Genomic DNA, 12,408 nt, shown 5'->3' on the forward strand with positions numbered 1-12,408 from the left:
AGTATTTTGCAATATTTAAACTGTTATATGTATGCAAAATATTGGAAGCTACTTCACTAAAGTCGAAACTTTAAAGTTTTTTTAAATCATTTCTGTTAGTGATATGATACCAATGAGGCGAAGCGGAGCAAAAGCGCAGGTGCAAATTTCACATAAATCATTTCGAAACATTGGGTTGATTGGTCGTCCAGACAAATCATCAGTGATCGAAACCCTATGTTTGATCCACGATCATATTTTGAGTTTGGGATTACATCCTGTATTTGATACGCAAACAGCGCAGCTGGTTCCCTACAATAATACTCAGACGGTCAGCCGTAATTTATTGGGTGAAGTTGTCGATTTGGTGATCGTTGTCGGCGGTGATGGTTCATTGCTTCATGCCGCACGTGCCTTGGTGAAATATAATACCCCTGTGATTGGGGTGAACCGTGGTCGTTTGGGCTTCCTGACCGATATCAAACCGACAGAAGTGATTTTCAAGTTAGATCAAGTGCTCAAAGGTGAGTTTCAGCTAGACCGACGTTTCTTGTTGGAAATGGAAATTCGCTCGAAAGGCGAGTCGATTTATGATGCTGTAGCTTTAAATGATATTGTGCTGCACTCGGGTAAATCGGTACACATGATCGACTTTGAACTGAATATTGATGGGCAATATGTATACCGCCAACACAGTGACGGTTTAATTGTTTCGACACCAACCGGCTCTACAGCTTATGCATTATCTGGTGGTGGTCCGATTGTCCACCCAAGTATGGATGCGATTGCCTTAGTGCCAATGCATCCTCATACTTTGTCGTCACGTCCGATTGTCGTGGGCGGACAAAGTGAAATTAAAATTTTGATTCGTGAAAACCGTGTTTTACCAATGGTCAGTGCCGATGGTCAACACAGTGTATCATTGGGTGTAGGCGATAGTTTACATATCCGCAAACATCCATTTAAGCTCAACTTATTACATCCACCCGGTTATGACTTCTATATGGCATGTCGTACCAAGCTAGGCTGGAACCAAGATTTTGACTCATTAAAGCAGGATTAATTATGAATATTGAACAGATGCTTGCCGTACTCGATCCTGAAATTGTTGGTCGATTAAAAACGGCAATTGAAATTGGTAAATGGCCAAATGGCGTAGCGCTGACTCAAGAACAACGTCAAATTTGTATGCAAGCGGTGTATGCATGGGAAATTAAACATTTGCCAGAAGATGAGCGTAGTGGTTATATCGACCGCGGGACCAAAGAAGAAGATGAGCATTGCGACTCGCATGTGGAAGAACCTGAGTTCAAGCCGATTCGTTTCGTTTAATCCGTTTTCTGTCTGATTGAAAAAGCCAGCTTAATGCTGGCTTTTTATTGGCTTGATGCATGCCTAAATTTTTTGCTTCATACTGCTTATTTAAGCGTGACGATTTGCCCACATGGTTTTGGCAGTTTGCATTGCATCATCAAAACTTGCGACGGCGCCCATGGAATACAGTGCAATTCCCATGGTTTCGATGACTGCGATTTCACCATATTCATGTACCTGTTGACCGTCCCAAACGGCTTTAAAGACGGCCAAATCGAGTTCTTCTTCGACGGGACTGCGGTTGTCCGTCAGTTTAGGCAATTCATGTTCATACATTTCACCATCCTTGATGCCGCAAATTAAGGTTTTTGCATCGGGGTTACGTTCGAATTCACCACCTTCACCCTTAATGACAGCACTATTTTGATAACCCAATTGGAATGCCGCACGTTGGTGTGATCCACGATAGGCTGGGTGGAAAATCGCTTGCATGGTGGCTTTGGCATTAAACGGATTTATTAGGCGGGCAAGGGTGTGAATTGGGGAACGCAAACCCATCACATTGCGCAGTGAAATTAGATCACTGAGTATTGGCGAAATGACGTCGAGCGGAATATAAGCAAAATGACGCTGATTGAGCTGCTGTTCCACATCTGTATCATTTTGGCAAATAGGAAAACCCAAATACTCTAATACTTGTTCTGTATAAAGGCGGTTAATGGTATGACCTGAAGCGCCATGCATTACGACATTGTAGCCGTGTTTTGCCAGCGTTAATGCGGCCAATAAAAACCAAGGATAATGTTTGCGTTTACCTGCATAAGATGACCAATCTAAATCGACATCAAGCTTTTTAAACTTGAGCTGATCACGTGTGGCTTGGACAAAGCCTGTCAGTTCATCGACAGATTCTTCTTTTACACGCAATAACATCAGGAAAGCGCCCAATTGAACGTCTAAAACCTCATCTTTTAAGATCATGCTGAACGCTTGGTAGGCTTCATCATAAGTGAGCGAACGTGCACCATTCTTTCCTTTACCCACAATACGGACAAATTGCGCAAAAGGATGTTCAAAATCTTTGTAAATATTTCGTTTATTGTTCATGCAAATACTGGGCTTAAAATTAGGACTTAAGGATAGTTTACTTCTATAGTTGGTATTTTTCAGCCTGATAACAGGTTTAAAAAAGGATGTCTTTAGACTATCGTCTAATAAACTCGGTCTATTATTTAACCGAAATTAACATTTGTGGCAGAACAAGCCCTTAAAAAACAGGTAAAATTTAACCTACTTTAGTATGTGTTTCATCTCCTGATCAATGCGCTGATTTTATATCAGGTCCTGATGTGATTATTTAATCACCATACATATTTCGTTTTTCTGTATTTGGCTAAGTCAAATACCTTTGGTGCTCTTTTGTCGAAGACAAAGGGGTTTTGGGCTGTTTATTTTTTGAAAATAGACAAAAACTGAATATTTCTTTGAAGCAGAAATATATCGTGAAGTAATGTCATGGCTAAAAAACCAATTTATAAGTCACTATATTTTCAAGTGATCGTTGCCATTATTGCGGGTGTTTTGGTGGGGCATTTCTCACCAAGTGGCACGCAAATTATCAATGGTACCGAGCAATACGTAAAAGGCTGGGGTGAATTGTTCTATCCACTAGGACAAGGTTTCATCAAGCTGATTAAAATGATTATTGCACCTGTGATCTTCTGTACCGTGGTAAGTGGTATTGCAGGTATGGAAAGCATGAAATCTGTGGGTAAGACAGGTGGGGTCGCTTTACTATACTTCGAAATCGTTTCGACCATCGCACTCATTATCGGTCTTGCAGTGATTAATATTGCAAAACCTGGTGTAGGCATGAACGTAGATCCAGCATCTTTAGATACTGCAGGTATTTCTAAATATGTTGAATCTGGTGCAGCACAATCTACCCAAGAATTTTTTATGAATATCATCCCAAACACCGTTGTTGGTGCGTTTGCTGAGGGTGAGATTCTTCAAGTTCTATTATTTGCCTTATTATTTGGTTTTGCATTGCATAAACTTGGTGATGCAGGTAAGCCTGTATTGAAGTTTATTGATCAAATTGCACATGTATTCTTTAACATTGTAAACATGATCATGAAGCTTGCGCCAATTGGTGCCTTCGGTGCGATGGCTTATACCATTGGTAAATATGGTATTGGTAGTTTGGCGCAATTGGGTCAATTGATCATCTGCTTCTATATTACCTGTTTGCTGTTTATTTTCCTTGTACTTGGCTCAATTGCACGTATTTGCGGTTTCAGTATCCTCAAAATGATTCGTATGATTCGCGAAGAGTTACTGATCGTACTGGGTACGTCTTCTTCTGAATCTGTACTGCCACGTATGTTGAAAAAACTCGAACTTGCTGGTGCAGAAAAATCTGTAGTGGGCCTTGTTATTCCAACAGGTTATTCATTTAACCTAGATGGTACGTCTATTTACCTGACCATGGCAGCAATCTTTATTGCACAAGCGACCAATACACCGCTTGATATTTCGCATCAGATCACGTTGTTGTTGGTTCTACTCATTTCATCTAAGGGTGCTGCGGGTGTGACGGGTTCAGGCTTTATTGTGATGGCTGCAACATTGTCTGCTGTGGGTCATATTCCTGTTGCAGGTTTGGCATTAATTCTTGGTATTGACCGTTTCATGTCAGAAGCACGTGCATTAACGAACCTTGTAGGTAACTCTTTGGCAACGATTGTGGTTGCGAAATGGGTGGGTCAATTAGACAAAGAAAAACTGGATTTTGCTTTGGCAAACCCTGAAGAAATTGACCGTCAGATGCAAGAAGAAGGCAATGCACATCATGCCTAAGGCAGATGCTGTGATGTAAAAGATGTCATTTAAAAAGGAAGCTTCGGCTTCCTTTTTTAATGCAGGACTAAAGCCAAATTTGAACGCTTTAGTTTTTGGGCATGACGGCCGTTCTAAACTGCAATAGGATGGAGTTAAACAAAACAACAAACTTAACCAAGGAAGAAACACATGCTGGCTTATGATGCAGACTTAGAATTATTTCGAGATAACTTTCGCCGTTTTATGGCAGAGCATGTCGCACCACATTATGAGCAATGGGAACGTGAAGGCATTATGCCGCGATCAGTATGGAATGCCTTGGGTGAAAATGGCTTTTTATGTGTCGATGTGCCTGAAGAATATGGCGGCTATGGCGTCCCAACGCATTATTCACTGATGTTAGTTGAAGAATCTGCTCGCGCAGGTTTTAGTGCATTATCGACAGGTATTTCATGCCATTCTGAAATTGCAGCGCCTTATATTTTGCACATTGGTTCAGAAGAACAAAAACAATATTGGTTACCGAAAATGGTCACAGGTGAGGTGGTCGGTGCTATTGGTATGACAGAGCCGGGAGCAGGTTCGGACTTGCAGTCTATGCGCAGTAGTGCAATTTTGCAGGGTGATCATTATCTGCTCAATGGCTCGAAAACTTTTATTTCAAATGGTCAACATGCAGACCTTGTGGTATTGGCTGCGAAAACTGATCCACAAGCACGTGCCAAAGGTGTGTCATTACTTTTAGTCGATACACATTTGGATGGATTTAAGAAAGGTACCAACCTCGACAAAATTGGTCTGCATGCGCAAGACACTTCAGAGTTGTTTTATGACAACGTCAAAGTGCCAAAAGAGCAACTTTTGGGTCAAGCTGGACAAGGCTTTGCTTACTTGATGCAAGAGTTACCGCGTGAACGTACCGCAATTGCCTCGACTGCAATTGGTGCGATTCGCGGTTCCATTGATGTGGCAACGCAGTATGTTAAAGAGCGACAAGCGTTCGGACAGGCGATCGGACAGTTCCAAAATACTCGTTTTGTCTTGGCACAGGCTAAGATTGACGAATTGGCTACAGCGGCATTTTATAATCAAAATGTTGAACTTTATATGCAAGGCAAACTTGATGTTGAAACTGCAGCAGCACTCAAGAGCTTTTCTACCGATATGCAAATGAAAGTGGCCCATAATCTACTTCAATTATTTGGTGGCTATGGTTATATGACCGAATATCCAATTTCACGTTTCTTTGTCGATGCACGTATTCAGCAAATCTACGGTGGCACCAATGAAATTATGAAAGAAATCGTGGCACGAAGTATTTTAGGTCGATAAACAATTTATCAGGCTGAAATTAAAATAGCGAAGTGAAGACTTCGCTATTTTTTTTAGGATGTATTTCTATAGAGACGATGTATTTCTATAGATTTGCTTATTTGAATTAGATTGTGTGTTTAATTTTGCGTGAATATTTTGAAACCTATGATAATGACGGTTGCCCCAAAACTTGCAAACAGACTTCAATAAATTCAGGTGTATCTAAAGTACTGCGAGACGATATATATAGGTTATTATCATTCACAACCGATTGATCCGACACCACCACACCTGCGTTTAACAAAGCGGATTTAAGTGTTTCAGATTGGGCGAAATGGCGACCTTGTATGACACCAGCTTCTAGTAACAACTGTGGACCATGGCAACTGCTCAAGATCGGCTTTTGGCTATCTGCAAAATTACGTACAAAATAGATAAAACGGTCATCTAAAGCGAGTTTCTCTGGGGAATAACCGCCGGGAATAAATAAGGCATCAAAATCATGCACAGAGGCATCGTCGATACTTTGGTCAATGGTGATCTGGGAACGGCGTTTAATGCCGTAAACGATTTTTCCAACCTGATCTTCGATATTGATAATGCTGTGCCGAGCGGCTCGAAAGGCCTCCACAGGCTCAAGATACTCAATATCTTCAAAATCGTAGGTCACTAACACTGCAATTTTCTTGTGCATACTTGTACCTATGGGGCTGTTATTTTTTTTCTGATATTTAGACTACAAAGCAATGATAAGAATTACCTGTGTCTTTTGTAATAAATGCGTCAATGACTGTAAACACTAGATGAAAGTGCCTATTAAGTCACTGAAAAAACGATCAATGACCAAGTGTTTATATAGATCATCTTTAAGTTTCAAATTATTTCTATGCCATGAAAACCAAGTTTTGAAATTTTTATTTTGCTTCAAGTATTGAGAGCAAAATTTAAAACTGAAATGACCAATGAAACAAATTGATTGATGGGCTTATACAAGGAGATGGATCTGAGGCAAATTTGGAGGAAAAGAGAAGGGCTATTTATTGTGCTGCTCAAGATGAATGATCAATAAAGCCGTCAAAAGGTAAGATTTGCCTTAATTATGGCTTTACCTATCAGTTTGGCTGTTTTGGCTCTTAAGTTAAGCTGATGAAGCTTTAATCAACTGTATGTTTTTAAGGCTGAAACCATCAAAGTCGTATTGCGCAACATTTGAAAGCTAACTATTGTTATACTGTTTGCAAAATTTTTTTGAAGGGCGACATAACAATGATCAACGATGATCAAAACACTCCGACTTCTCTGGACTTAGCTCAAATTCGTGAAGATATCGACTCTGTTGATATGCAGATTCAACAACTTATCAACCGTCGTGCGAAACTAGCTGAAGCTGTGGCAAAAGCAAAATTTGCTGCAGAAGAGAATCCATTGTTTTATCGTCCTGAACGTGAAGCGCAAGTTTTACGTAAAGTTATGGATCGTAACGAAGGCCCATTGTCTGATGTGACAATGGCACGTTTATTCCGTGAGATCATGTCGGCTTGTTTAGCTCTTGAAGCACCGCAAAGTATTGCGTTCTTAGGTCCAGTTGGGACATATACACATTCGGCGGTGTTGAAACACTTTGGTCAAGACGCTGTTGTTCGCCCTCTTCCAACGATTGATGAAGTATTCCGCGAAGTAGAAGCAGGCAGTGCGCACTATGGTCTTGTGCCTGTAGAGAACTCATCTGAAGGGGTAGTGAACCACACCCTAGATTGCTTCAAATCTTCACATCTGAATGTTATTGGTGAAGTGGAGCTGCGTATTCATCACCAGTTCCTAGTGTCTGAAAACACACGTAAAGACAGCATTAAACAAATTTATGCTCATCAACAAACTTTGGCGCAATGCCGTGGTTGGTTAGATGCACATTATCCGGGTGTAGAACGTGTTGCACTCAGTTCAAATGCAGAAGCTGCACGCCGTATTCGCAATGAATGGCACTCAGCAGCAATTGCTTCTGAAGTCGCTGCAAACATTTACAACCTTGAAATTTTGCATAGCAATATTGAAGACAATCCTGAAAATACTACTCGTTTCTTGGTGATTGGTCGTGAGAAAGTACCGCAATCGGGCAATGATAAAACTTCATTGTTGATTTCTGCGCATGACCGTGCGGGGGCCTTACTTGAAATTCTTGCACCGTTTGCCAAGCATAATATTAGCTTAACAAGTATCGAAACACGTCCTGCATTACCCGAAAAATGGGCTTATGTATTCTTTGTGGACTTGGAAGGTCATGTTGAGCAAGAAAACGTGAAAGCGGCAATTGAAGAAATTCGTCCGTTAGTAAAAGAAATTCGTGTATTGGGTTCATATCCGATTGCTGTTCTTTAAGATCACAACTGTGATCAATTCCATCAGGAGTTGATCACCTTCATCATTTGAAAAAACTGGAAGTGTAAAATGACGTTTGTCCCAGCCAATGAAGGCATTGCAAAGCTAAAGCCTTACCAACCAGGTAAACCAATTAGTGAACTTGAGCGTGAGTTGGGTATTACAGATATCGTAAAACTCGCATCAAATGAAAACCCATTGGGTTGTTCTGACAAAGTGAAAGAAGCGGTTGCTGCTGAACTTGCAGAAATTGGTCGATATCCTGATGGTGGCGGTTTTATTTTGAAAGACCAAGTTGAAAAACAATTTGGTATTGCACATGACCGCATTACGTTGGGTAATGGTTCAAACGATCTTCTAGAAATTTTCGCTCGTGCTTTTGTTTCAGAGCAAGACTCTGTGGTGTATAGCCAACACGCATTTGCTGTGTATGGTCTGGTGACACAAGCCATTAATGCTGAAGCGATTGAAGTGCCTGCAAAAGGTTTTTCACATGACCTAGATGCAATGGCTGCGGCAATTAAAGACAATACTAAATTGATTTTTATTGCGAACCCAAATAATCCAACAGGTACATGGTTTGAAGAAGCTGAATTTGAAGCGTTCATGCAAAAAGTACCTGCAAATGTGATTGTGGTTTTAGATGAAGCTTATGTGGAATATTTCCCAGAAAACTTCAACAGCTTGAAATTCTTAGATCAATACGCAAACTTAATTGTGAGCCGTACCATGTCAAAATGTTATGGCTTGGCTGCGTTACGTGTTGGTTTTGCCTTGGCTTCAGTTGAAGTGACGGATTTCCTCAATCGTATTCGTCAACCATTTAACGTGAACCATCTTGCGATGGTGGCTGCAGTTGCTGCACTTAAAGATGAAGCATTTATTGAAAAATCACGCGTAGTGAACAAAGCGGGTATGGCTCAACTTGAGTCAGGCTTTGATGCTTTAGGTTTAGCGTATGTGCCTTCACGTGCGAACTTCATTTTAGTAAATGTAAAAGCAGATCCTGCACAGACGTTCAATGCTTTATTAAAAGAAGGTGTGATTGTTCGTCCAGTTGGTATCCCTGAGCATTTACGTGTATCAATTGGGACTGAAGCTGAAAATGCTAAGTTCTTAGCTGCATTGGCTAAAGTTTTGGGCTTAGAGGCTAAAGCTTAAGTCATGTCTGTGCCACTATTTGAAAAAGTTGCTTTTATTGGGCTTGGGCTGATTGGCTCAAGCCTAGCTCGCGTCATGATTGCTGAAGGTTTGGCTAAGGAAATTGTAGCGTCTACGCGTTCACAAAAAACTTTAGAAGATGCAAAAGCTTTAGGGCTTATTCAGCAGGGTTATAGCGATCCTGCCGAAGCGGTCAAAGGTGCAGATCTCGTTGTCTTGGCTTTGCCTGTACGTGCGACACAAAAAGTCCTTGAGGCGATCAAACCTTATCTAACCGAACAGACGATTATTACCGATGTTGGAAGTACTAAAGGCAATGTCGTTGATGCAGCGAAAGCGGTCTATGGTGAGCAATTACCTGCTGGTTTTGTACCGGGGCATCCGATTGCGGGGGCTGAACTGACAGGTGTGCATGCTGGTAAAGTGGATTTATTTGCCAATCACAAAGTGATTTTGACACCTTTACCTAGCAGTGCAGATTGGGCTGTAGAGAAACTGATTCAATTGTGGCAAGCTGCCAAAGCGGAAGTGATTTGCATGGATGTGGAAAAACACGATGAAGTGTTGGCCCATACCAGTCATCTTCCGCATTTGATGGCATTTAACTTGGTTGAGCAACTTGCGAACCGAGAAGATAATCTAGATATTTTCCGTTATGCCGCTGGCGGTTTTCGTGATTTCTCACGCATTGCTGCAAGCGACCCACATATGTGGCATGACATCTTTTTTGCCAATAAAAAGGCAATTTTAAATGCGGTAGATGGCTTTGAAAAACAATTGGCTATTCTTCGTAAACTGATTGAAGATGAAAACTCACAAGCGTTGATGGGACTGTTGGGGCATGCACAAGCGGCACGTCAACATTTCAATCACATGCTCGCAAAGAAACCACTGATGGAGAAAAATAAAGTGACGACACAGCAATTCAAAATTTTACCGGGTCCAAAGCAATTCCAAGGTAAATTTACTGTGCCAGGTGATAAATCTGTGTCACATCGCTCTATCATGTTTGGTGCTATTGCAGAAGGCACAACGCATGTCACGGGTTTCCTTGAAGGTGAAGATGCCTTGGCAACCCTCCAAGCATTCCGTGATATGGGAGTGAGTATTGAAGGCCCTAAAAATGGCGAAGTCACCATTCATGGTGTAGGCATGCATGGTTTAAAAGCACCTGCAGGCGCTTTGTATATGGGTAACTCAGGCACTTCAATGCGTTTGCTTTCAGGCATGTTGTCGGCACAGAAGTTTGATTCGGTGATGACGGGTGATGCGTCATTATCAAAACGTCCAATGGAACGTATTGCCAAACCATTACGTGAAATGGGTGCGCAAATTCAAACTACAGGTGAGCGTGGTACGCCGCCCGTGTCTATTTCCGGAAGTCAAAACCTGAAAGGTATTCATTACGACTTACCAATGGCATCTGCACAAGTAAAATCCGGTATTTTGTTGGCTGGTCTTTGGGCGGAAGGTGAAACTGTTGTCACTGAGCCGGAACCAACACGTGACCATTCAGAGCGTATGCTTCGTGCATTTGGTTATGACGTGAAAACAGAAGGCAACCGCATTTCACTTCAAGGTGGCGGCAAGTTAGTCGGTACAGACATTCAAGTACCCTCTGACATTTCATCTGCAGCATTCTTTATGGTGGGTGCAGCGATTACTGAAGGTTCAGATGTCACACTCGAAGCGGTTGGCATTAATCCAACACGTACAGGTGTGATCGAAATTTTAAAACAGATGGGTGCTGACCTGACTGTTGAAAATGAGCGTATCGCTGGTGGTGAGCCGATTGCAGATATTCGTATTCGTGGTTCACGCACGCTTAAAGGCATTCATATGCCAGAAGATCAAGTGCCATTGGCGATTGATGAATTTCCAGCACTGTTTATTGCAGCGGCATGTGCAGAAGGTCAAACCATTTTGACCGGTGCAGCTGAACTTCGAGTGAAAGAGTCGGATCGTATTCAAGTGATGGCAGATGGCCTAAAAATTATGGGTATTGACTGCACGCCTACTGATGACGGCATCATTATTGAAGGTCAAGGTAAAACGGGTGAGTGGGGTGCAATCTTCACAGGTGGTCAAATTGAGTCACATCATGACCACCGTATTGCAATGAGCTTCTCAATGGCAGGTTTACGTACTTCGGGTGAAATTAATATCGTGGGTACAGAAACCGTTGCGACCAGCTTCCCGACATTTACAGAGCTAGCGACTCAAGCCGGTTTAACGATTGTGGTAAGTGAATAAATAATTCACTAAATTTGTATATTTATTCAACAACAGCCAAGCAAATGCTTGGCTGTTTGGTTTTAATTGCTTATGCTAAAACCATACAACAAGAATGTCTTTGGATAGATACATGAGAAAACTACAATTCACCGCCCATAGCGATTCAAATCGAGTTGAAAGCAGTGCTGATACGCAAACTCAAGTGGCTGAGTTTTTAGCAAGTAAGCTTGAGAAATATGGCTTTCAAACGTTATCGCAAAGTGGTGATCAGATTGCAGTCAGTGTCGATCAGCATGAATTGCCACTTTCAGTGACATGTCAGGGGCAGGATGAATCCGGTCGTCTAGTCTGTGAAATTACCTCTTATCCAGATGAAGACCAAGATTGGTTAGATCGTATTACTGAGCAAAGTCTATTGAACCAATTGGCTCAAGCGGTCGAAAACAGTTTAAAAGAAGAAGAGTCATATAGTGAGTTTCAATGGAAACAAATGACGAAATGATCTGAAAATTTGAATTAAAAATCATCCATAAAAAAGCAGCATAGCGCTGCTTTTTTGTTTTTTAACAGAATGTATTGAACAAGGTTATAGACATTCAATATTGATTGGATTAATGGTTCGATTGCTCTTTTTCACATAGTCACACATTTTTTCTGACTCTTGTTCATTGAGTCCCCAAAACACAATCACACCACGTTGATCAGTCAATTTGCTATCGCTAAGATAAATATAATGGGTGTCATGATAGTTTTTATCGAGCATATCTTTATATTTTTGATCGGTAAAAGATGAACAAGACGAAATTTCAGCTTCTTTACACACCGAGTCACTCGAACAGCGTTGCTTAAAGGTTGAAATCATATTCATGGTGTCAGTGCTGTTGAGTTGGGCTTCACACACTTGGCTGTTGGGAAAGTCATAGACCATCTTTAAGCTAAAATCACGACCATCGACATTCATCTTGTATGACGCAGTCAAATAGGCTTTGGGACCATCGTTCGCAGCAACCGTAGATGCTGGCAAATTTGTCGTTGTGGATGGGGTTGAATTAAAATAATAGACCAAAGCTGCAATGCCTAGACTTAAAATCACAGCAACAATATATTTCATTTTTCCCTCTAAATTTTATCTTAATTTTTCTGGGTATTATTTCTGTAGTTGATTATTTAAACAAGTAAATTATT

The 12,408-nt window shown here is 41.2% G+C and carries 11 protein-coding genes; 8 read left to right on the forward strand and 3 right to left on the reverse strand.

Annotated elements, in window-relative coordinates:
• Positions 1-103 precede the first annotated feature (103 nt).
• Both FTV38_RS01145 and FTV38_RS01150 read left to right on the forward strand, forming a co-directional pair.
• Positions 104-1,042, forward strand: coding sequence for an NAD(+) kinase (locus tag FTV38_RS01145; protein ID WP_078189100.1), 939 nt, complete (start codon positions 104-106; stop codon positions 1,040-1,042).
• A gap of 2 nt (positions 1,043-1,044) precedes the next feature.
• The gene (locus FTV38_RS01150) at positions 1,045-1,311 is read left to right on the forward strand and encodes a YeaC family protein (protein WP_078189099.1); all 267 of its coding nucleotides are present in this window, start codon (positions 1,045-1,047) and stop codon (positions 1,309-1,311) included.
• Between the two features lie 90 nt (positions 1,312-1,401).
• On the opposite strand, the gene FTV38_RS01155 is transcribed toward FTV38_RS01150, so the two are convergent.
• On the reverse strand, positions 1,402-2,400 hold the full coding sequence (locus FTV38_RS01155; protein WP_180020841.1) for a glycosyl transferase family protein: 999 nt from the start codon (positions 2,398-2,400) through the stop codon (positions 1,402-1,404).
• Positions 2,401-2,808: 408 nt separating this feature from the next.
• Between FTV38_RS01155 and FTV38_RS01160 the strand changes: the two genes are divergently transcribed.
• Positions 2,809-4,155, forward strand: coding sequence for a dicarboxylate/amino acid:cation symporter (locus FTV38_RS01160; protein ID WP_180005246.1), 1,347 nt, complete (start codon positions 2,809-2,811; stop codon positions 4,153-4,155).
• Positions 4,156-4,326: 171 nt separating this feature from the next.
• Entirely contained in the window at positions 4,327-5,469 is a 1,143-nt protein-coding gene (locus FTV38_RS01165) for an acyl-CoA dehydrogenase family protein (RefSeq protein WP_180020843.1), read from the forward strand.
• A 145-nt stretch (positions 5,470-5,614) separates the two neighbouring features.
• On the opposite strand, the gene FTV38_RS01170 is transcribed toward FTV38_RS01165, so the two are convergent.
• Complete coding sequence (locus FTV38_RS01170; RefSeq protein ID WP_078189095.1) at positions 5,615-6,145, reverse strand: DJ-1/PfpI family protein; 531 nt, start codon at positions 6,143-6,145, stop codon at positions 5,615-5,617.
• A 572-nt stretch (positions 6,146-6,717) separates the two neighbouring features.
• Here FTV38_RS01170 and pheA point away from each other — a divergent pair.
• The 4 genes from pheA (at position 6,718) to FTV38_RS01190 (ending at position 11,725) form a co-directional block, all read left to right on the forward strand.
• Positions 6,718-7,827 (forward strand): prephenate dehydratase, encoded by a 1,110-nt coding sequence (pheA, locus tag FTV38_RS01175; protein WP_078194414.1) that lies wholly within the window; start codon positions 6,718-6,720, stop codon positions 7,825-7,827.
• Positions 7,828-7,896: 69 nt separating this feature from the next.
• A complete protein-coding gene (gene hisC / locus FTV38_RS01180) occupies positions 7,897-8,988 on the forward strand; it encodes a histidinol-phosphate transaminase (RefSeq protein ID WP_078189092.1) in 1,092 nt (363 codons plus the stop codon).
• Positions 8,989-8,991: 3 nt separating this feature from the next.
• On the forward strand, positions 8,992-11,241 hold the full coding sequence (locus FTV38_RS01185; protein WP_180020845.1) for a bifunctional prephenate dehydrogenase/3-phosphoshikimate 1-carboxyvinyltransferase: 2,250 nt from the start codon (positions 8,992-8,994) through the stop codon (positions 11,239-11,241).
• Positions 11,242-11,353: 112 nt separating this feature from the next.
• Positions 11,354-11,725, forward strand: a complete 372-nt coding sequence (locus FTV38_RS01190; RefSeq protein WP_180020847.1) for a hypothetical protein — start codon at positions 11,354-11,356, stop codon at positions 11,723-11,725.
• An 84-nt stretch (positions 11,726-11,809) separates the two neighbouring features.
• Here the strand turns inward: FTV38_RS01190 and FTV38_RS01195 are convergent, their stop codons facing one another.
• Positions 11,810-12,334: a hypothetical protein gene (locus FTV38_RS01195; RefSeq protein WP_180020849.1), complete on the reverse strand. Its 525-nt coding sequence runs from the start codon at positions 12,332-12,334 to the stop codon at positions 11,810-11,812.
• Positions 12,335-12,408: the final 74 nt, after the last annotated feature.

Source organism: Acinetobacter sp. YH16044, assembly GCF_013417145.1.
In the GTDB taxonomy this organism is placed as follows: domain Bacteria; phylum Pseudomonadota; class Gammaproteobacteria; order Pseudomonadales; family Moraxellaceae; genus Acinetobacter; species Acinetobacter amyesii.